This window comes from Psychrobacter sp. TWP2-1-2, assembly GCF_049896785.1.
In the GTDB taxonomy this organism is placed as follows: domain Bacteria; phylum Pseudomonadota; class Gammaproteobacteria; order Pseudomonadales; family Moraxellaceae; genus Psychrobacter.
This window is the reverse complement of the sequence record NZ_JAFCVA010000004.1, coordinates 24,382-45,080: the sequence shown is the minus strand read 5'-3', so window position 1 is coordinate 45,080 and position 20,699 is coordinate 24,382. Positions and strand designations below refer to the sequence as shown.

16 protein-coding genes, 1 other RNA gene and 1 pseudogene are annotated in these 20,699 nt (G+C 43.7%); 10 read left to right on the top strand and 8 right to left on the bottom strand.

Annotated elements, in window-relative coordinates:
* Positions 1–54: 54 nt before the first annotated feature.
* The 3 genes from ACP7AE_RS05115 to ACP7AE_RS05105 all read right to left on the bottom strand — a co-directional run bounded on the left by ACP7AE_RS05115 (position 55) and on the right by ACP7AE_RS05105 (position 2,594).
* A complete protein-coding gene (locus tag ACP7AE_RS05115) occupies positions 55–1,296 on the bottom strand; it encodes a tyrosine-type recombinase/integrase (protein WP_426241739.1) in 1,242 nt (413 codons plus the stop codon).
* Between the two features lie 163 nt (positions 1,297–1,459).
* Positions 1,460–1,837: a transfer-messenger RNA gene (ssrA, locus tag ACP7AE_RS05110) on the bottom strand.
* 85 nt (positions 1,838–1,922) lie between these two features.
* Positions 1,923–2,594, bottom strand: a complete 672-nt coding sequence (locus ACP7AE_RS05105; protein WP_426138142.1) for an alpha/beta hydrolase — start codon at positions 2,592–2,594, stop codon at positions 1,923–1,925.
* 363 nt (positions 2,595–2,957) lie between these two features.
* Between ACP7AE_RS05105 and ACP7AE_RS05100 the strand changes: the two genes are divergently transcribed.
* The 3 genes from ACP7AE_RS05100 to ACP7AE_RS05090 all read left to right on the top strand — a co-directional run bounded on the left by ACP7AE_RS05100 (position 2,958) and on the right by ACP7AE_RS05090 (position 5,926).
* A complete protein-coding gene (locus tag ACP7AE_RS05100; protein WP_426241737.1) occupies positions 2,958–3,749 on the top strand; it encodes a response regulator in 792 nt (263 codons plus the stop codon).
* A 69-nt stretch (positions 3,750–3,818) separates the two neighbouring features.
* A complete protein-coding gene (creC, locus tag ACP7AE_RS05095) occupies positions 3,819–5,609 on the top strand; it encodes a two-component system sensor histidine kinase CreC (RefSeq protein WP_426241735.1) in 1,791 nt (596 codons plus the stop codon).
* A gap of 116 nt (positions 5,610–5,725) precedes the next feature.
* The gene (locus tag ACP7AE_RS05090; RefSeq protein WP_055124390.1) at positions 5,726–5,926 is read left to right on the top strand and encodes a hypothetical protein; all 201 of its coding nucleotides are present in this window, start codon (positions 5,726–5,728) and stop codon (positions 5,924–5,926) included.
* A gap of 139 nt (positions 5,927–6,065) precedes the next feature.
* Here ACP7AE_RS05090 and aroC read toward each other — a convergent pair whose 3' ends face one another.
* Entirely contained in the window at positions 6,066–7,169 is a 1,104-nt protein-coding gene (gene aroC / locus ACP7AE_RS05085; RefSeq protein WP_426241733.1) for a chorismate synthase, read from the bottom strand.
* Between the two features lie 104 nt (positions 7,170–7,273).
* The gene (prmB, locus tag ACP7AE_RS05080; RefSeq protein ID WP_045451878.1) at positions 7,274–8,440 is read right to left on the bottom strand and encodes a 50S ribosomal protein L3 N(5)-glutamine methyltransferase; all 1,167 of its coding nucleotides are present in this window, start codon (positions 8,438–8,440) and stop codon (positions 7,274–7,276) included.
* A 290-nt stretch (positions 8,441–8,730) separates the two neighbouring features.
* Between prmB and ACP7AE_RS05075 the strand changes: the two genes are divergently transcribed.
* On the top strand, positions 8,731–10,170 hold the full coding sequence (locus ACP7AE_RS05075) for a L,D-transpeptidase family protein (RefSeq protein WP_426241730.1): 1,440 nt from the start codon (positions 8,731–8,733) through the stop codon (positions 10,168–10,170).
* Positions 10,171–10,271: 101 nt separating this feature from the next.
* On the opposite strand, the gene ACP7AE_RS05070 is transcribed toward ACP7AE_RS05075, so the two are convergent.
* Positions 10,272–10,484: a hypothetical protein gene (locus ACP7AE_RS05070; RefSeq protein ID WP_087814154.1), complete on the bottom strand. Its 213-nt coding sequence runs from the start codon at positions 10,482–10,484 to the stop codon at positions 10,272–10,274.
* 290 nt (positions 10,485–10,774) lie between these two features.
* On the opposite strand from ACP7AE_RS05070, the gene ACP7AE_RS05065 reads away from it, so the two are divergent.
* The 5 genes and pseudogenes from ACP7AE_RS05065 (at position 10,775) to ACP7AE_RS05045 (ending at position 18,024) form a co-directional block, all read left to right on the top strand.
* Positions 10,775–12,541 (top strand): DUF389 domain-containing protein, encoded by a 1,767-nt coding sequence (locus tag ACP7AE_RS05065; RefSeq protein ID WP_227676234.1) that lies wholly within the window; start codon positions 10,775–10,777, stop codon positions 12,539–12,541.
* Between the two features lie 163 nt (positions 12,542–12,704).
* Positions 12,705–15,377, top strand: a complete 2,673-nt coding sequence (gene alaS / locus ACP7AE_RS05060) for an alanine--tRNA ligase (RefSeq protein ID WP_426241728.1) — start codon at positions 12,705–12,707, stop codon at positions 15,375–15,377.
* Positions 15,378–15,702: 325 nt separating this feature from the next.
* Complete coding sequence (locus ACP7AE_RS05055) at positions 15,703–16,989, top strand: aspartate kinase (protein ID WP_201605288.1); 1,287 nt, start codon at positions 15,703–15,705, stop codon at positions 16,987–16,989.
* Positions 16,990–17,358: 369 nt separating this feature from the next.
* Positions 17,359–17,526: pseudogene (gene csrA, locus ACP7AE_RS05050) on the top strand (carbon storage regulator CsrA); the annotation flags it as partial.
* A 123-nt stretch (positions 17,527–17,649) separates the two neighbouring features.
* Positions 17,650–18,024, top strand: a complete 375-nt coding sequence (locus ACP7AE_RS05045; protein WP_045445094.1) for a HopJ type III effector protein — start codon at positions 17,650–17,652, stop codon at positions 18,022–18,024.
* Between the two features lie 86 nt (positions 18,025–18,110).
* On the opposite strand, the gene ACP7AE_RS05040 is transcribed toward ACP7AE_RS05045, so the two are convergent.
* Positions 18,111–18,422 (bottom strand): YeaC family protein, encoded by a 312-nt coding sequence (locus ACP7AE_RS05040; protein ID WP_045451872.1) that lies wholly within the window; start codon positions 18,420–18,422, stop codon positions 18,111–18,113.
* Positions 18,423–18,475: 53 nt separating this feature from the next.
* The gene (locus ACP7AE_RS05035) at positions 18,476–19,480 is read right to left on the bottom strand and encodes an NAD(+) kinase (RefSeq protein WP_227676233.1); all 1,005 of its coding nucleotides are present in this window, start codon (positions 19,478–19,480) and stop codon (positions 18,476–18,478) included.
* A gap of 300 nt (positions 19,481–19,780) precedes the next feature.
* Here ACP7AE_RS05035 and ACP7AE_RS05030 point away from each other — a divergent pair, with 300 nt between their 5' ends.
* A complete protein-coding gene (locus ACP7AE_RS05030; protein WP_045445091.1) occupies positions 19,781–20,503 on the top strand; it encodes a Bax inhibitor-1/YccA family protein in 723 nt (240 codons plus the stop codon).
* Positions 20,504–20,699: the final 196 nt, after the last annotated feature.

Sequence of the window (20,699 nt, the reverse complement as noted above, 5' to 3'; positions counted from 1 at the left end):
TAGCTGTCGTTCGGGTAATTAGTCCTAGCCTTGCATAGTCGTTACAGCATGATGTTAGCCATGCTTTTGTTTTTGTTGTCTAAAGTTGGTATGTATGACGTTATCCAATTTGCCAGCATAAGCATCATCAATGAAGTTTGCCCATTGGTGCATCATGTCTATTCTATATGGTAAGTGCTGCGCCCCGTTATAAGCTGCACTGATCTTGTTTTCTCTATCATGTGCCAGCTGTAGCTCTATAGCTTCGTGCATAAACTCTTTTTCATGCAGTGTGGTACTGGCAAGCCCTCTAAACCCGTGCCCTGTCATCTTGCCTTTATAACCCATATTCCATAGGGCATTAATAAATGCGCTTTGACTGTACGGCTTACGGGTTGAGGTATTAAAGAAAACATACTGATCCGAAAAGCCTAGCTCTTTGATCTGCTTTAATATCGCTACTGCTTGCGGTGCTAGTGGCACGATATGCAAGCGCCTAGCTTTCATCTTTTCAGCTGGGACAGTCCATAAGCCGCGATTAAAATCTATGTCCTGCCATTCCATAAAGCGCAATTCATTAGTGCGTACAAACGTATAGCATAAAAACCATAAGCCTAGTTTCACCAATACATCACCTTGATAAGCATCAATGTCTTTGAGTAGCTTAGGTAATTGCTGGATAGTGATACGGCTATGATTGACGGTTTTGTGTGGCTTGATCGCTTCGGCTAGGTCGGTGGCTGGGTTGTGTGTGGCTAGTCCATTGCGTATGGCGTGTTTGAATATCTGCCCTACTTCTCTAATGGTACGCCTTGCCATTTCATTAGCGCCGCGACTCTCTACTGCTTTACCAATAGCCAATATGTCAGGTGCGGTAATGTCGTTTATGTTCTTTTGACCAATAGAGGGCTTAACATCGCGCATATAAGCGGAATAGTTACGGGAAAAGGTGCTTTCTGCTAGGTAGGTTTTACGCTCGCTATACCATGACTGGGCTATGTTATCGAAAACATTTAAACCATCTTGGCTGGCTTGCTGTTCTTTCTTATGATCTTTGGGGTTCACACCATCAGCTATTAAGCGTTTGATCTCAATATTGCGCTGGCGTGCATTTTGTAGGCTCATGACTGGATAAGTGCCAATAGTCAGGGTTTGCTGCTTACCTTGCCAGCGGTAGGCGCTGATCCATGACTTAACGCCCGTATAACGCACCCATAATTGCAGCCCGTTACCATCACTGTGTTTGTCAGGTCGCTTTGTATCAATCGAGGTGCTACTGGGCTGTAGCTTATTGATAACGGTATGAGTTAAGGGCATTGGACTATCCTTTGTTGGTATTGAGCGCGTGTATAAACTCTAATACCAACAATAATACCAACATTCTATATGGGACGCCATACCCCTATATAACCCTTAATCCTTGAAAAACGCCCAAAATAAAGGGCTAACAGTCTATGACGGTCAGCCCTTTATCGTTGTTTGGTGGAGATGGCGGGAGTTGAACCCGCGTCCGCCAGCATTACGCTCATGAATCTACATGTTTAGTTTCTGTCTTTAAATTTAATCCGCACCGATCCGGCAGTCAGGATGGATTGGACGATTCTCTACTTTTGAACCCAAGCAATTGAGACAATCACTTGTGGCGAGCCTACATGCGGACGCTTCAACTTAGTTGACCAACTGTAGGTGATCAGCAACTAAGTAAACAGGTTTAAACCATGTAAACAGGGTTTAAGCTGCTAGAGCGTAATTTTCGTCGTTTGCGACTATAACAATATATGTTTGATTAACGAGAGGACATATACTCTCGACATGCATCATTGAGTTTCATTACCAGCGTCGAAGCCAGAACATCCCCAATAAGGTTATCTATTATATAGGACTTATAGGTCGACTTTCAACATATATAATATCTATATTACATTACGTTACAGCTGCACTCTCTAAGCCAGTACTTTATTTAGCCATTTACCGATATTTTGAATCTGCGGCATGCAAACTTGATGTGCCATCGGATAAGTATGATAAGCAACATTATAGCCTTTAGCGGATAATAACTGCTGTGCCTGCTCGCCCAAAATTACAGGAACAACTGGATCATGCGTACCATGCTCAATCAATACTGGCATGTCTTTATTAGCAGCGCTATAGCTAATATTATCATTAGTCGCTAGATAAGTAGAGAGTGTCATCAAGCCAGCTAAACGCTGCGGGTAGCCAAGTGCCACATGATATGCCACTGCCCCACCTTGCGAAAATCCTGCGATTACAATGTGTTCAGGCTTAACACCACGCTCTATCTCACGGCTGATCAAATCACGGATTTGCTGCGCAGACTCTTCAATCTGAGCGACATCAACTTTACGCTCTAGGCTCATCTCTAAGATGTCGTACCATGCTGGCATGACCATACCACCATTCACAGTCACTGGGCGCTTTGGTGCATGTGGAAAAATAAAACGCACTGCCATATTATCCGCTAAACCGAGCTGTGGTACCACTGGCTCAAAATCATGACCACTCGCACCCAAACCATGTAGCCAAATAACGGCTCTGTCTATCTTTTTTTGCGTTGGATTATGCTCAACGATGACCGCATCTAAATAGTCACTCATATTTTTAAATTCCTTTAAATAAAAATGGTAGGTACATCAAACTTATTTTTAGTAAAACTGACATTCGCACTATATTTCAATATTTTTTATAATAATACTGATTATTTTACAGCCTTTCATCAAAACCGCCAGTCAAAAAAGTCTTCGCTAATAATGCCAATTTCCATCAACTTTTCACATCTTTTAAGGCCTGATAGCAAAAGCGAGTGCGACTTTTGTGCTACGATAAATTCGTCAACTTAGATAGCACTCTAGCTACTACTGTATGATGCCCTACACTCATTTTTCAATGTTCGTATCTCATTAGATATTAATAACCCCTTCATCTTAAATAGTTTTTCTTTATATAGCGATATAGAGCTTATGACCCATATTTTACTGGTAGAAGACGATCCTGCTATCGCGATGTCACTGAAAGTCACTTGCAAGCGTGAAGGCTGGCAAATCACTTGGCTTGATAACGCCAGTAACGTGTTGCCTTTTCTGCGCAATTTACATAATAGTGCTGAAGCGCAAGATCTATCGGCGATTATTTTAGATGTTGGGTTACCAGATGGCGATGGTCTCAGTCTCTGTCAACAGATACGCCACACCCCTGATATTAACGGCTTAAAAGACATTCCTATCATCTTCTTGACGGCTCGTAGCGATGAGGTCGATCGTATTTTGGGTTTAGAGATGGGCGGCGATGACTATTGTGCCAAGCCATTTAGCCCGCGCGAGTTGGTTGCTCGCCTAAAAGCCATTTGGCGACGTGAGCAATTATTGTCTCAGCAGTCTACTAATCATACAGCAGCAGATAATACCGTTAATGAAAATTCTTCTAGCAATATGTCGGGGCAGGCGTTAACCTTTGAATGTCAGTCTGGCATCTGGCACTACCAACCGCTTAATTATTCGTTAATGTGGCAAGAGCAGAAGCTTGAGCTGAGTAACACCGAACGCAAAATCTTATTGACCCTGTTAAAAGCGCCCAATCAAGTCTTTAGCCGTGAGCAACTGCTCGGCGCTGTGAGCGACTATCCCGATCATCGCTTGGCGAGAACCATAGACAGTCATATCAAGTCCATTCGTAAGCAGCTGGCGACTGTCGATGCCAGCATCGATGTTATCCATACCCATCGCGGCTTGGGTTACGCCTTGTGTCCCGCCTAGCTGCACTGCCTATAGCCATATTTTGATTAAAACCGATATTCTATAACGTCAAATAATATACCTGAAAATATGAATTCTAAAACCAACGATAGTGCTAACAGCCATCCTAATACTCATATTAATAAGGCTGATAACAGCACACATGCTAGCCAAAGTAATTGGTATGCAAAACTGCATCCTATCGGCACCGCGCAGCAAACAACTAAACCAAAACGACTGCTGAATTTAAGTATATTTTTTAGGATTTGGCTCGCGTTGGCGTTAGTGCTGATTATCTGCGGTGTGGTCGCATTTACTCAGCTGTTTGGTTATGTCAAACCGACGGCACAGCAAGTCATCGAAGATACGTTGTTAGATACCAGCAAATTGCTGGCAGCAAGTTTGCAGATGCCGTTATCTTCAGGACAGCTATACGATGAGCAGTATCAAACGAAACTCGATGCGGCATTTATCGGTGCGCCCACGATAAGTAAAACAACAGATCCAGAATATAAAAATAAAAGCCCTAGCAGCTTTCGGATATATGTCACCGATGATAAAGGCGTTGTCATATACGACTCACTACCCAAACCTGACAATGATGAAGGACAAGATTACAGTCGCTGGAATGATGTCTATCTAACATTAAATGGTAAGTATGGCGCGAGAAGTACAACGCTAGATCATAATCAGCGAGATGGTACGGTGATGTATGTGGCACAGCCGATAAAGGATAACGCTGACAATCTCATTGGTATCATTAGCGTAGGCAAACCTGTCGCTAGCGTGTTGCCTTATTTAGACGATACGCGCAATCGCATGCTTATCACAGCACTGCTCATGAGTATTGCTGCCCTTATATTAGCAGGACTGGTCGCATGGTGGCTCAAGCAAAGTATCAGCCTTGTGACCCAATATACCAGTGCGCTGGCAGAAGACACCAAAAAACCCTATTTTTACTTAGGTCATGAACTTAATAGCCTAACAGATACCATTGAGTCTATGAAACATCGATTGGAAAATCGCGCCTATGTCACTGACTATGTTCATACTCTGACCCATGAGCTCAAAAGTCCTTTGACCGCCATTCGTGCCAGTAGTGAGTTGCTAGAAGACGACGGGCTCGATAAAGAAGATCAACAGATGCTCATCCAGTCCATTGGTGAACAAAGTATCAAAATGCAGCAATTGATTGATCGGCTGCTATTACTTGCCAAAGTTGAGCAACCGACTTTTAAGCTGAATCGGCAGCTGACCCCTCTACTACCGTTGTTGCAAACTCTTGCAAAAGACAACAGCGCTAAATTGCAACAGCAGCACCTAGCGCCTATCGACATCTATCTTGATGATAAACGAGTGTCTGAAACAGCGACTTTATCACCAAATGCCTTGGCAAATACCAGCGTTTTCGCTGACCAGTTTTGGTTGGTACAAGTGCTGCAAAATGTATTGGACAATGCCATTCATTTTGCCGATAGCACAGTCGTTATTTATCTGCACAGCATCGAGCAACATGGTTCAGCGCAAACTGTGACTATTGATATCTTTAATAATGGTAAATTGCTCCCTAAATATGCCGTTGATAAAGCGTTTGACCGTTATTTTAGCTTATCGCATCAGAGCCAAGCTGCTGAAAAAGCCTCAGAGCATGCACCAGATAAATCTTCCAAGTTAGAAATCAAACAAGCACAGCAGCCCAATGTCACAAGTAATACCTTAAAAAAAGGCACTGGCCTTGGTTTAACTCTTGTGAAGCAAGTTATTGAGCATCATGGCGGTCAGGTAACTATTAATAACGTCCATGATGATAACGATAAAATTGGTACTGATAAGAATCAGCGTTCTGGTGTCATGGTTAGCTTAACCCTACCATTGGCTTAAAAATAAACATCTATGCCAGTTCATGAATTTTCCATCATTCCTACACAGGTTTTCTATCTGCTTATTTTACGATAGCGTTATTCAAATTCGTAACCCCTATTAAGGATAGAAAGGCCATGAAAGACGCTATTGAACAAAACCAAATTATAAAAAACTGTTTAGGCGGTAGTCGCCATTTTTGCCTACAAGCGCTGTCAGGTGAAGGGATTGATAGTATCGCTTTTGGGCATTGGTTAGCCATTCCCAGTCAACAACTGCTATTGGTATTTCGCCACCAGCAATGTGTGGCTATTGACCACTATCAAGTAGCGGCTTAAAAATTCATTCAATTTACTGATTAAATCTTATCAACTAAGTTGCTGGCTTGTTAATTATTTATAAAAAATCAGTCAAAAAAAACCCTCTATCATTTCTAACAAGAAATAATAGAGGGTTTATAATTTTACGGTAAACAATCTAAGTAATAGATGCTACTAGCGGCTTAACATCCGCATTTTGACCGCGATGACGAAGATAATGATCGAGCAAGACGATAGCCAGCATGGCTTCTGCGATAGGCGTGGCACGTACACCAACACAAGGGTCATGACGACCTTTGGTCAGCATATTAACCGATTCGCCTTGTGTATTGATACTCTTGCCAGCCGTCGTAATACTAGAGGTTGGCTTAAGCGCGATACTGACACGGATGTCTTGCCCTGACGAGATGCCGCCCAAAATACCACCAGCATGATTGGCAGTGAAACCGTCTGGCGTCAGCTCATCACGAGAGCTATGACCGAACTGTCCTGCCACTGCCATGCCATCGCCTACTTCAACGCCTTTAACAGCATTGATGCTCATCATCGCATGGGCAATATCTGCATCCAAACGATCAAATACTGGCTCGCCAAGTCCGACTGGCACACCGCTAGCGATAATCTCTAGGCGTGCCCCGCAGCTAGTGCCTTCACGGCGCAAACTGTCTATCAAGGTCTCAAAACGACTGACAGCATCGGCATCGGCGCAAAAAAACGGATTGCTGTTCACAAAGTCCCAATCAATTTGGTTTGGGTTTAGGACATTACTGTACTCATTGCCAATTTGGGTGACGTGACCACGGACTTGCACACCTAAGCGCTCTTGTAGATATTTCTTAGCGATAGCACCTGCCGCCACGCGCATCGCCGTCTCGCGCGCTGAGGAACGCCCGCCACCACGATAATCACGAAAGCCATATTTCATGCTATAGGTATAGTCGGCATGACCGGGGCGAAACGTGTCTTTAATCTCGCCATAGTCTTTGGATTTTTGATTGGTATTACGAATCAGCAAACCAATAGACGTGCCTGTCGTCTTACCCTCAAACACACCAGAAATAATCTCAACTTCATCAGATTCGCGGCGCTGGGTGGAGTATTTAGACGTGCCCGGTTTGCGGCGATCTAAATCTATTTGTAAATCATCTGCAGATAAGGCTAAACCCGGTGGCACGCCATCGACGATTGCCATGAGACCTGCACCATGCGACTCGCCGCACGTGGTGACCGTAAAAACCTGTCCAATGCTATTGCCTGCCATATTTATCCTTAAATAAATGAAGTCAATTTTTGAGTATCGCGTAAATCTCGATGGTTCTATTACTCAACAGTTCTAGTACTCGATAGCTCTATTACCTGACAGTTCTATTGAATGCTATCTAACAGTTGCACGTAAGCATTGAAAAGCTCACGATGCGCCATGAGCTCATCATAGGTAATCGCAAAGACACCGTGACCACCGTGGGCAAATTTCAACCAGTCAAACTGAATTTCAGGATAGGCTTGCTTTAATGCCCACTCACTATCACCCACTTCGCAGACAAGCAAGCCTTCTGGACTTAGATAATCTGGCGCTTCAAACAAAATACGATGCACCAAATCCAGCCCATCTTGACCCGCGGCTAGCGCATGCTCTGGCTCATATAAAAATTCAGGTGGCAGCTCTGCCATAATAGCCGCATCGACATACGGCGGATTGGTGACGATCAGCTCATACTGGTGTTCAGCAGGAATCTTAGCAAACAGATCGGACTCAATCACATTAACCTGATGCCCAAGATCATGATGATCGACGTTAACCATAGCTACTTCAAGCGCACTTTTATCGATATCAACAGCATCAACCAGCGCATCAACGAAACGCGTCGCAAGCGCAATAGCAATACAACCAGAACCAGTGCATAAATCTAAAATACGTTCAGGCTGCGACAGCTGCTTGACCTCTAAACCGTGATCATAAAATGCAGCAGCTTGTTCGTTGACGCTCTTACCAAGTGGCTTGGCAAGCTCATTGACATCAAAATATGGATGGAACTGCTGACGAATCAATTCTGCGATAGGCGATCTTGGAATTAGTACACGCTCATCGACATAAAAAGGCAAATCACAGAAGTATGATAAGTTAATCAAATAGCTTAATGGTTTACGCTCAGCGATACGCTCTTCTAACAAACTCAGTACCAACTGCTTCTCTGAGGTGGTCAAGCGACAATCGAGAATCTGCTCATTGGCTGACCAGTCTAAAGCCAGAGAATGCAAAACAATGGCGGATGCTTCAGCAAACTCATCGGTGGTGCCTTGTGCAACGACCACATCATAATTACGAAGCTGTGTGACCGAAAAGCGAATAAAATCACGAATACTGACCAATTGCTCGCGGGCCTCTTCTAATTCTGCAGGCAAATTGGCAAATTGATCGTCTTCACCCAGAATCCCACTCTCTAAATCAAACACCATTTCACTCTCTAGACCATCGTCATTGAAGTATTGATTTTGAAACTCTTCTGCGCTCATTGTTTGGTCTTCTGACATATCGCACCTTACTGATTACATGTTCACTGACTACATGCGGATGGGTTAAAACGCCTTTTATTAAAAGCCGATCTATTGAATAAAAATTTATTCACCATTATAGACATAAACGCTAAGTTGCGCCAATTTTTGCAGTTTTATATTCATAAAAATGGCTCTAAAAACAACGTGAATAATGAGGACTGCAAGTAATAATAGCGCATCATCTTATGCATACCCTCGCTCAGTTATTGCCCAACTGTAGTGAATACGTCAACGGTTGACGTTTGGCAAGACTTCAATGAAAAAAGATGTGTCAAAAGTTTGCGAAGCATTCAAATTATGCGCATAATAGCCCCATTAGTTATAACCATAAGTATCCCAATATGATGAAAATGAAGCCTCTTATTACCGCTATATCAATTGCTTTCGTTACTGCCAGTGTCAGCGCCGTTGCCGCACCTGCTGATAATACGCGCACCCTGCCAGTACGAACCGCTGACTCAATGCCTAGCATTGCCAAAAAAGTTAGCCTTGATGTACAAGAGAATCGCAGTAGCTCAATCGATGGTCGTGCTCCTGTCGTAGCCACGCCTGCCTTAAAGCCTAATGCGCCTGACCGTATGACTCAGCTGATTGACGAAAAGCAGGAAGTCGATGTAGAGACAGCCCAACAAGCAGTCAGTGCTGATAACATGACGGTAGAAGAGCTGGCTCGTAAAGATGTGCAGTCTGATAGCACTGACGATATTAGTGAAGGTCAAGCCGTCGCTGCCCCTACCGCAGCCATATCTGATGCTAGCCCAGCAGATACTTCTATCAAAAGCATCGAAGATGTTAATGGTAAAAAACATACCACGCTGAATTTGTCGAATTACGCCAAACAGGTAAACGGTGCCACATGGACACCGAATATGAAAGTTAACTCAGCAATGACAATCAAAATGCAGGCACTGCTTGATTGGAACCATGCTTCTCCTGGTGCCATCGATGGCGGCTGGGGCATGAACAGTAAAAAAGCGCTGATCAACTTCCAAACCATGAAAGGCTTGCCAGCCACAGGTAAAATGGATCAAAAAACGTGGGATGCGTTAAATAAAAATATCCCAGCGAATAAACCAGTGCTCGTGACTTACACCATCACTGAAGATGATATTAAGACCAACTTTGCCAGCACACCTGCAGGTTCAGAAGCCAAGTCAAAAATGAAAGGCTTATACTATCAAGACATTAAAGAGATGTTTGGTGAGCGCTTCCATATGGATGTGCGTTATTTAGATAAGCTGAATAAAAATAAGCAGTATAAAGCGGGCGAAACCATCACTGTTTTAAATACCCGTGCACCACTTAAGCAGCGCATTAACCGTGTGGTTGCCAATAAAGCCGATAAGACATTATATGCTTATAACGGGGAGAAGCTGGTGGCTACTTACCCAACGACAATCGGTAGCGATGCCACACCATCGCCACAAGGTTCGTTTAAAATTATTAACAAGGTGAAAATGCCTTGGTATAAAGCAACCGTTGGTAAAGGCGCAGACAAACAAATACATATGCTACCACCAGGACCAAATAGCCCTGTTGGCGTCGTATGGATGGGCTTGTCTAAACCTTCATATGGTATTCATGGTTCACCAAAGCCTGAAGGCATCAGTCGCCAAGCCTCTGCAGGTTGTGTGCGTTTGACCAACTGGGATGTGTTAGAGGTTTATGCCAATATCGAAAATGGCGCAACCGTTGAGCTTAAATGATAAGTCATAAATAATGAATAAAAAAAAGACCTTGATAGCAAGGTCTTTTTTTATGGCTGATAATCGGACTTATTCATTTAAATTGACAATATTATTCGCTTTTATGCTTTATAGCCTTCTTCATTACCAGTGATGCTACCAACTTTTTTGGTAAAAAACATGCCTGCAGGGATAGACACCAAAACGCCTAGTGCTACTGCTATTTGGATATGAGGGATTTCATTAAAACCTGTGACTAAAGCGCCAATCATAAAAACGCCAATGGTAACGGTTGCTGCGATTGAATATATAACAGAGAATAATGGCCAGTTCATAACTTATTCCTCATTTTTATTGTGGATATAGTACCTTTATACACTAAACCCACAAAGAAAGTAAGTATTTCCTATAGACCTGCGAGCCAGCTATAGTAGGTGACTAAGCATAAAAACCCTGTTAAAGTTAAGGTTTTTATTATCGTTAGTTAATGATGCATAATTTTACTATTTTAAGTATTACTATTTAATGACACTGCGCTCTATTTAGTCGTAAAAAAACCATACGTTGTCCTCGTTTTATCATTACAATAATGTCTTTCTTTTACTTTTTAAGAAAGCCATCTGCCATGACCTCATCTGAAAACAAACCCTCTAATGATTCTTCAGTTATAAAAGATGACTCAAGCACAGCCAATTATCCAGACAAAAAAACGGCGCTAGCTGACGCAGATGGTAGCTCTGTACTAGATAGCACTGTCGAACATACTGAGTCTTCAAAAAGCTCAGAGACTCATGATGACAATGACTGCGGCGAGGATATGGCTTGTGCGCAGCCGCCTGAAACAACGATAGCGATAAAGTCCATTGGTGCTGACGAGGTAGTGGCAACATTAGAAACCGCCAAGCCCAACAATGAGTCTAAAATAACTAAACTTGAAATCACTGGGCTTGAGACACCACTATCCAATGAATCGTTAAAATCCACAACAGCGCCCAATCATAAAAATCTAGAAAATGTATCAGCAGAACATGCTCAAGAAGAAGATAACGCTTCAGAGTACAATTCTCAAGAGGATGCTGACGCTGAGGTAACGGTAGAAGGTATTGCCCCCGCTGATGCACAGAGCACTTATCCTATCTCTGATAGCCATCAGCAAGAAAGCAAAGCAAATAATGACAACACAAAACCGTCCTCAATTGATAAACAGCCAGACACGCCTAAAAATAATGACACTATCGTAAAAAATACTGTGAAAGATAAAGTCGATAATCAGGAAGAACTAGAAGACGAGATTAAAGAAAAAAAAGAAGCTAAATTGGAGTCTTATAAGCAATTTGTTGCCGAGCAATTTAGCAATCAAAAGGTAGACTATCCAGAAGTACGGGTCAGAATCGAGGCCAACGCTCTGCCTAGCAAAATGTATTTCATTATGAATATACTTTCTGCCATCATCGCCAGTTATGGACTGGTGACCAATTCAGCTGCCGTCGTCATTGGTGCCATGTTGGTTGCCATGATGTTAGGTCCCATTACTGGCATAGCGTTAGCGATTATTGATCATCGTATGCCATTGCTACGTAAATCACTGATTACGGTTATCGTCGGCGTATCATTGGTGGTATTGGTTGGTTTTATCGTCGGCTGGTTACACAAAGATCAGCCACTGACCGCAGAGATATTATCGCGCACTCAGCCAACCTCGATGGATTTAATGATTGCTCTAGCGGGTGGTACTGCTGGCGCTTACGCGATGGTTTCACCGCACCTATCAGTGGCAGTGGTCGGCGTGGCGGTAGCCACTGCATTGGTGCCACCTCTTGCCGCGAGTGGGATATTATTTGCCAATGGCGAGACGCAGCTTGGACTTGGGGCACTGCTACTGGCGCTAACCAATATTATTGCTATCCAGTTTACCAATGCTTTAGTACTTTGGTTATTAGGCTTTCGCCGTTTGGTCGATGACGATTATAAATCAAGCACCTATTTGACCTTTTTACGCCGTAATGCGGTGACGTTATTATTGTTAGGTGGCTTAGGGACATATTTGACCATCAACCTACAGACCAACGCCAAGCAGCAGGTTTTTGAGAGTAGCGTCAAAGAAGCCATCAATAGCTACTTTATCGATAAAGGCAACGTGCTGACCAATACGCAATTTGATACTTCAGAAGACAATAAAGTCGTACGTGCGGTCATTCGCGGAGAGACGACACCTACCTCATACGATGTACGGCAAATCGAAACCGTCATTACTCAGGATATGGCAGAGAATTTCCCTGAGTATCTACCCATTAAGCTACAGCTACGCTACTTGCCAGTACAAGTCATTGAGTCCAATCCATTGATACAAGATAAACTGGACGAGACTGATGCGGCGATTTTGACCAATTAGCTTTTTTGACCAACTGGCTTTAAGATGTGCTACAAATCCATCGGCACCTACATGCGCAGAATAACCTAGCCGTTGTAACTCTTGTACCAAGAGCTTGGGCGTTTGTGCTAAAATCGTTTGCAAAATTATTTTACTCAATTCTATTCGCCAGTAAGGAGCCGCTGTGAGCCAGCCATTTCGCTCAGCCGATATTCGTCAAGCTTTTATCGATTTTTTCATAAGCAAGCAGCACACCCCCGTCGCCTCATCGAGTTTGATTCCACACAATGACCCGACATTGCTATTTACCAATGCCGGTATGAATCAATTTAAAGAAACGTTTTTGGGTATGGAGCCACGTGATTATACCCGTGCGGTGACGTCGCAAAAGTGCGTTCGTGCTGGCGGCAAGCATAATGATTTGGACAATGTTGGCTACACGGCGCGCCATCATACCTTCTTTGAAATGCTCGGTAATTTCTCTTTTGGCGATTATTTTAAGCAAGCCGGTATTGGCTATATTTGGGAGTTTTTGACCTCAGATGAATGGCTAGCAATCGATAAAAATCGCTTGTATGTGACCATTTATGAGACTGATGACGAAGCCTTTGATATTTGGCATAAAGACATCGGTATTCCTAGCGAGCGCATTATCCGTATTGGCGATAATAAAGGCGCGCCTTACGCCTCAGACAACTTTTGGACGATGGGTGACACTGGCCCTTGCGGTCCTTGTACCGAAGTCTTTTATGACCATGGTGCTGATATCGAAGGCGGTCTACCGGGCACACCTGAAGAAGATGGCGACCGTTATATCGAGATTTGGAACTGCGTCTTTATGCAGTTTAATCGTCAAAAAGACGGCTCTATGCTACCGCTACCAGCGCCAAGCGTAGATACTGGCATGGGACTTGAGCGTATCAGCGCCATCATGCAAGGCGTCCATGGCAACTACGAGATAGATTTATTTGTACATTTGATGGATGCGGCGGCTGAGATTTTAGAGATTGAAAACCAGCAACAATCGTCATTAAAAGTCATCGCTGACCATATTCGCGCCGTTTCATTTTTGATTGCTGATGGCGTTACTCCAAGCAACGAAGGTCGTGGTTATGTACTGCGCCGTATCATTCGTCGTGCGGTACGTCATGGCAATAAACTTGGTGCTGACAGTGAGTTTTTCTATAAAATGGTCGCGCCTTTGGTTGCTGAAATGGGTACGGCGTATCCTGAGCTAAAAGATAAGCAAAGCGTGATTGAAAATGCCATTCAAAAGGAAGAAGCACAGTTTGCCAAAACTTTGGCACAAGGCTTACGTCTACTTGCCAGCGAGCTGGAAGGTCTAAAAGATGGCGACACGTTATCTGGGGAAGCCGCATTTAAACTGTACGATACTTATGGTTTCCCGGTCGATTTGACTGCGGATATCACTCGTGAGCGCGGTATTGTTATTGATGAAGCTGAATTTGATGAGCATATGCAAGCGCAACGTGAGCGTGCTCGTGATGCTGGCAAATTCGACGTTGATTATAGCAGCGTCATTCAAGTAGAGAACCCAACCACCTTTATCGGTTATGAGCAGCTTGCAGAAGAAGGCGTCACGATTGATGCACTTTATCAAGATGGCAATCCAGCCGATAGCTTAGCTGAGGGCATGGAAGGCGTCGTGGTACTTGACCGTACACCGTTTTATGCTGAAGGTGGTGGTCAAGTTGGTGAGCTTGGCGAAATCCGCACCGCGACTGGCGTTTTTGAAGTGCAAGATACCAAAAAATCTGGTCAAGCCATCATCCATTATGGTGTCGTGACCATGGGTGATATTAATACCAAACAGACCGCTGATGCGCAAGTCTTGTCCAGCATCCGCGCAGCCAGTGCCAAAAACCACTCTGCCACGCATCTATTGCATGCCGCATTAAGAGAAGTATTGGGTAATGAAGTCACACAAAAAGGCTCGCTAGTATCAAGCGAAGTCTTACGTTTTGATTTCTCGTATGACCAGCCTGTCAGCACTGCTGAAATTACGCGTATCGAACGCTTAGTCAATGAGCAAATTCAAGCCAACACCCCTGCTCGCATCGAGAATATGTCTATCGACGAAGCGATGAAACAAGGTGCAATGGCATTGTTTGGCGAAAAATATGGCAGTGACGTTCGCGTCTTAACCATGGGCACTGACAGTATCGTCGATGGTCAGCGCAAGCCCTTCTCTATTGAGCTTTGTGGTGGTTTGCACGTTAAACGTACTGGTGATATCGGTGTGCTAAAAATTACCAGCGAATCAGGTATTGCTGCTGGCATCCGCCGTATTGAAGCTGTCACTGGCATGAATGCAATTAAAAACATTCAGCAAAGTGAGCAGCAGCTGAGCGAGCTTGCCAGTCAGCTAAAAGTGAAACGTCCTGAAGTGGCACAGCGCGTGCGTACCATGGCGGATAAGCAGCGCGAACTTGAGAAACAATTAGAGCGTTTAGAGCAAAAAATCGCTAGCGCCCAAGCAGCTAATTTGCTTGATGAAGTACAGACCATCGCAGGCACGCCCGTGCTTATCAGTACCTTAAGCGGTGTCGACGGCAAATCTATCCGTACCCTGATGGACGATATTAAATCTAAACTTCCTGATAGCGTGATTGTATTGATTGGTGATAAAGATGATCAGTTGGCACTAGCAGCCAGTGTCGCTAAGTCTGTGACTGCGAAAGTAAAAGCTGGTGATATCATTCGTCATTTGGCAGGTGAGCTGGGCGGTAAAGGGGGTGGTAAACCTGACTACGCACAAGGCGGCGCGCCAAAGTCTGCCAACAGTAACGCAGTTATCAACGCCCTACCTGCTTGGATTGAAACTCAGCTTAGCTAGTCCTGAAAAAGACATGTATACAGAGCATCCTTCTGGTCTACTACGCATAAGATACGCGATTGGTTATAACGGTTATAACCAATCGCCATGTATCTAAGCGCTACGGGCACTTAACGTTGTGACGTAGATATGATATAAAGGTCAACGTTTATATGCATCGTGCATGCATTACCTAGTCAGCACTACTGAATACATAAACGAAAAGCATGGGCGCAATTCTTATAATACGGCTTTATCTATACAAGCATTGATTGAGCGTCACATCCGCATATTGGCTCTCATTGATGATAATAAAAGGCCATTAATGAATAATAGGTAGATTTTTATGGCGTTAATAGTACAGAAATACGGCGGCACCTCGATGGGCAGTATCGACCGCATCAAAAACGTCGCCAAACGAGTCAAACGCTGGCATGACAACGGTCATCAAATAGTTGTTGTCGTCTCTGCTATGAGCGGCGAAACCAACCGTTTGATTGATCTAGCACGCCAAATTAGCACTCAGCCTGATCCCCGTGAATACGACCAAATGGTCTCAACCGGTGAGCAAGTATCGATTTCATTGCTTGCGATGGCGATTAAAGAGCTTGGTGTAGGCGCTCGTTCATTTACTGGTCGTCAAGTCGCGATTAAAACCGATAATGCGCACAATAAAGCCCGTATCGAAAGTATCGATGACAGAAATATCCGTGAGCAACTCGATGCAGGCAATGTCGTCATCGTCGCAGGCTTTCAAGGTATTGATGACGAAGGCAACGCGACCACATTAGGGCGCGGCGGCTCTGATACCACAGGTGTCGCTATTGCTGCTGCCTTGGGTGCTGATGAATGTCAGATTTATACCGATGTTGATGGCGTTTATACCACTGACCCTCGTGTGACCTCAAAAGCCAAAAAACTTGAAAAAATTACCTTTGAAGAAATGCTAGAGATGGCAAGTCTTGGCTCTAAGATTTTACAGATTCGTTCGGTAGAATTCGCGGGTAAATATGGTGTACCACTGCGCGTATTATCTAGCTTTGATGAAAACAACGATGGTAGCTTCGACCAAGAATTTCAAGACAATGTCGGCACCTTAATTACGATAGACGAAGGAGACAATATGGAACAGGCAATCATCTCAGGTATCGCTTTTAATCGAGACGAAGCAAAAATAGTCGTGCGCGGTGTACCTGATCATCCTGGTATTGCCTCTGCTATCCTAAGCCCGATTGGTCGTGCCAATATTGAAATTGATATGATCGTGCAAAACCTCTCTACCAACGGCACCACCGACTTTACTTTTACTGTCAACCGTACTGACATGGACAAAACCATGAAAGTACTGGAAAATGAAGTCAAAGATGAGATCGGTGCTAAAGAGATATTGGCTAATGATGAAGTCGTTAAAGTCTCTTTAGTTGGCGTCGGTATGCGCTCTCATGCTGGTGTTGCGAGCCTCATGTTCCAAACCCTTGCTGAAAACAATATCAATATTCAAATGATATCAACCAGCGAAATCAAAGTGTCTGTCCTTATCCAAGAACAGTATTTAGAAAAAGCCGTTAAATCACTACATACCGCATTTGGTCTGGATCGTGAAGATGGCGAAAGTAAAATCGCTGGGCTATAACTTATTTTAAAACGCTTAAAATAATCGACTTAGCATCAACAGTTATGCATTAAGTCAGTATCAATTACTTTCAACAATGTATTAAATTAAATAGGGTCTTTTTAGATCCTATTTTTATTTTTTATTATTGCTAGGGTAACTATTTACCCAATAGTTTTGTGAAAACCCGTGACAGTCTCTGTTATGCCCCCTATAATGGGGCTTTCATTTGGGCTAAATGAATCTACCTATCATTACCGCTATTGGCACAACAGTAAGCATTGTGATTTTCATTGATACATTGTCTTTCTAGGGCTGCGGTAATGTCCTGCAATTGAGAAGTAATCTGATGAGTAATAATTTGTTGATGCGACATAAGGAGTGTGACGCATGTTAATTTTGACACGCCGCGTGGGCGAAACGCTAATGATTGGTGATGAGGTCAGTGTGACTGTCCTAGGTGTCAAAGGCAATCAAGTACGTATCGGTGTCAATGCACCGAAAGATATTGCCGTACACCGCGAAGAGATTTACCAACGTATTCAGCATGAGCGTTCTGTACAGTCGCAAATGCAACATCTTGAGCAGGGCAATTTTGCGCCTTCATTTGATGACGAAGACTATTTCAATCGCTAAGTTACATACTTTCACTTTTTTAATCTGCTCTGAGGTCATTTATTTATGAGTATCCGCCAATCAGACGTATCGGCTCTACTTAATGGTTTGGATAAAAAAGCCATTGGATTCAATGATGTCATCAGTTTTATTGATGATTTTTATCGCTACGCACCTGCCCCGTTTGTGAACGGTATGGTACACAATGCAGCTGGTGAAAATGAAGGTAGTGCGAAAATTTTTGGCTTTGCCAAGCACCATGGTCTAAATCAATTGGATACGCTAAAACTGTTTGGCGAGCATTATGCCAAAGTTCAAGCAACTCCTAACGGTACTGACCATGCCAATATCCGCAATTTTTTACATTGGGGCTGGCAAGGGTTTTTGATGCAAAAAAACCCATTAACGGTTCGCCCTAGTGTTGATACGACGGCGCTTTAAAAAGTTATTAAATAAGAAAAGGCCACGCTGATTAGCGTGGCCTTTTTTATGTGCTTCATTTTTTATCATAAAACTTAGCCACCAGCCTATTTATCACGAAACTTGACGGGTTGGACTGCGCCTTTCGGATTAGGCATGTTTGGATAATGATGCTCGTGCTCGACATCACATTCTGCCCCGACAATAGAGCCATCGTCTTTGACTGGCTTATGAATATAGCCTGTGCGCTCAGCAGGTGGTAGATGCTCGTGCTCCCACACCATCACCGCTTGCATACAGGTCTCGCGCTGCTCAGCGGTCAGCTTACGACCATCAGGCCACTTACCCAGCTCAATCGCCATGCGGAACTTATCCACCACTTCTGGCGTTAAACTTGCTAATATCGTTTGCTTGTCCATCCTATCTACTCTCCAACACTATTTTTTATAACGTTTTTATATAAAAGAGACACTTATTCATCGTCCATAATATCATCATCCACGTCAAGACTGAATTCCTCAGCATGGACGTTCCAGTGCAATTTGGTGCGACAAGCTTCATAAAAATCAAACCCTGGCGGGTGCAATAAAGTAAGCTTATCTGGATGCTTACGAATATAGAGCCGTTGCTCTTGCTCAAGTGGCACGCTTGGCTTGCCGTCGGCACTGACCATCGGCTGAGTGCGATTGTCTTCGTGAATGCGAATGCAAACTTCGCTATTACCGCTCACCACAATCGGTCTGCTAGACAGCGTATGGGGATGCATGGGCACCAAACAGATAGCATCCATACTAGGATGGATGATGGGGCCGCCGCCAGAGAGTGCATAGGCCGTTGAACCGGTAGGCGTTGCTGCAATCAAACCATCACTATGCTGACGGTAGACATCTTGACCATCGATTTTCATCTGAAAATCAATCATATGAACCGATTTTCCCGCATGCAATACGATATCATTGAGCGCCATATCTTCATGAAGGATAGTGCGCCCTTCTCGTATCTCCATCGTCAATAGAAAACGATGATCCAACTGATAATCACCCATCAATACTTGGCGCAATTTAAACGCCGCTTCATCAGGTTTTACATCCGCCAAAAAACCAAGCCGACCACGGTTGACGCCAAGTACAGGCACACGGTAGCGTGCCAACGCTTCAGCCGCGTGCAATATCGAGCCATCACCGCCAACAACGATGACCAAATCGCAAATCTCGCCGATTAGACTACGCTTAACGATTTTGACTTTTTCGATCTCAGTAAGGTTCAAAGTAGGCAAGTTCGCCGTCTGCACATCCATAATCAATGTGAGATTCATCTCATTGATAGTCTGGGCAATTTGCACCAAGCTTTGAGTGACACTGCGTTTACCAGCGCGGCCCATAAGCCCAATACGCCTAAAAGCAGGGTTTTTGATAGCGTGGAACAGCTCTGATTCATGTAAGTGCGGCAATCTTGCGGATTGCGCTGAGTTTTCCATAAAACGACTCGGCATAACGGTAAAGTACTCGCCAATGATAGCGATAAACGAGCGTTTAGACTAGCATGTTTATAAATTATCGTTGTTAACTGTCGTAATCAACCCCATATAAAAGCCATCGCACGTTACTCTTAAACGTGTTTGTTTAGCTAGGCAATACGCCAAAATACATCAACTAATATATAGCTCTATAAGGTCGTGAAGCCTTGATGGCTGTCACGTAAACACAGTTGACAATAATGGCGGTTTTGCTAAAGTAGCTAGCATCACTATTATTTATATTTTATTAAGGACAACTTTATGGCCAATCCTATTGTCAGTCGCGCAGAACTTGCGATCGGCGGTAAGCCAATGACGGTCAAGGGCGTGATTCAAAAGACCAGTCTATTACTTGGATTATCTGCGATCACTGGTGTGGGCTTTTTCTTTTATGCCCTTATGGCAGGTTTGTCGCAAGGCTTTATTACGATGGCTGCCTTCGGCAGTATGTTTGCCGCTTTTGGTCTCGCGCTTTTTATCACTTTTAAACCACATAAGGCCAAAACCTTTGCGGTGCCTTATGCACTGTTAGAAGGCATATTTTTAGGTGGCATCTCGCTGTTCTTTATGCGGATGTATCCGAGTGTACCAGTGACCGCTATGTGTGCCACTTTTGTGACGGCAGCCGTTATGCTAGGGCTATATCGCTCAGGTCTGGTCAAAGTGACTGAAAAGTTCCGCTCAATTGTGACTTCAGCATTGATTGCAATTATGCTGGTTTATGTGGCGCAATGGGTACTTTCTTTAGCGTTTGGCTCAAGCTTACCGTTCTTATTTGAAGGTGGCGCTATCGCTATCGGCTTTAGCTTATTTGTGATTATCATCGCCTCTTTTACGCTTTTACTAGACTTTGATAATATCGATCGCGGTGTGGCAATGGGCGTATCAGAAGATTACGAATGGTTATTTAGTATTGGTATTCTTGCCACGCTCGTATGGATGTACATTGAATTTATGCGTTTGCTTAGCTACCTACAAGACTAACTGCTCTCTAAATCTACTTGTAGTTTGGTAAAAAAACCGCCTTTAACTATATGAATAGCTAAGGCGGTTTTTTTATGGGTAAAGTTAAATATTTATGATAGACATACTATCTGGAAAAATGTGAGCAGCAAGGAAGATGAGTCTCAGTACTACATTAGTAGGCTAATTAAGTTTGACGCAGCTAATCGTTTTTTTG

What these genes read in the sequence shown, in the direction of transcription:
- ACP7AE_RS05115 (WP_426241739.1), bottom strand. Translation starts at nt 1,296, where the DNA reads ATGCCCTTAACTCATACCGTTATCAATAAGCTACAGCCCAGTAGCACC.
- ACP7AE_RS05105 (WP_426138142.1), bottom strand. Translation starts at nt 2,594, where the DNA reads ATGAGTGACTATTTAGATGCGGTCATCGTTGAGCATAATCCAACGCAA.
- ACP7AE_RS05100 (WP_426241737.1), top strand. Translation starts at nt 2,958, where the DNA reads ATGACCCATATTTTACTGGTAGAAGACGATCCTGCTATCGCGATGTCA.
- creC (WP_426241735.1), top strand. Translation starts at nt 3,819, where the DNA reads ATGAATTCTAAAACCAACGATAGTGCTAACAGCCATCCTAATACTCAT.
- ACP7AE_RS05090 (WP_055124390.1), top strand. Translation starts at nt 5,726, where the DNA reads ATGAAAGACGCTATTGAACAAAACCAAATTATAAAAAACTGTTTAGGC.
- aroC (WP_426241733.1), bottom strand. Translation starts at nt 7,169, where the DNA reads ATGGCAGGCAATAGCATTGGACAGGTTTTTACGGTCACCACGTGCGGC.
- prmB (WP_045451878.1), bottom strand. Translation starts at nt 8,440, where the DNA reads ATGTCAGAAGACCAAACAATGAGCGCAGAAGAGTTTCAAAATCAATAC.
- ACP7AE_RS05075 (WP_426241730.1), top strand. Translation starts at nt 8,731, where the DNA reads ATGTGTCAAAAGTTTGCGAAGCATTCAAATTATGCGCATAATAGCCCC.
- ACP7AE_RS05070 (WP_087814154.1), bottom strand. Translation starts at nt 10,484, where the DNA reads ATGAACTGGCCATTATTCTCTGTTATATATTCAATCGCAGCAACCGTT.
- ACP7AE_RS05065 (WP_227676234.1), top strand. Translation starts at nt 10,775, where the DNA reads ATGACCTCATCTGAAAACAAACCCTCTAATGATTCTTCAGTTATAAAA.
- ACP7AE_RS05055 (WP_201605288.1), top strand. Translation starts at nt 15,703, where the DNA reads ATGGCGTTAATAGTACAGAAATACGGCGGCACCTCGATGGGCAGTATC.
- ACP7AE_RS05045 (WP_045445094.1), top strand. Translation starts at nt 17,650, where the DNA reads ATGAGTATCCGCCAATCAGACGTATCGGCTCTACTTAATGGTTTGGAT.
- ACP7AE_RS05040 (WP_045451872.1), bottom strand. Translation starts at nt 18,422, where the DNA reads ATGGACAAGCAAACGATATTAGCAAGTTTAACGCCAGAAGTGGTGGAT.
- ACP7AE_RS05035 (WP_227676233.1), bottom strand. Translation starts at nt 19,480, where the DNA reads ATGGAAAACTCAGCGCAATCCGCAAGATTGCCGCACTTACATGAATCA.
- ACP7AE_RS05030 (WP_045445091.1), top strand. Translation starts at nt 19,781, where the DNA reads ATGGCCAATCCTATTGTCAGTCGCGCAGAACTTGCGATCGGCGGTAAG.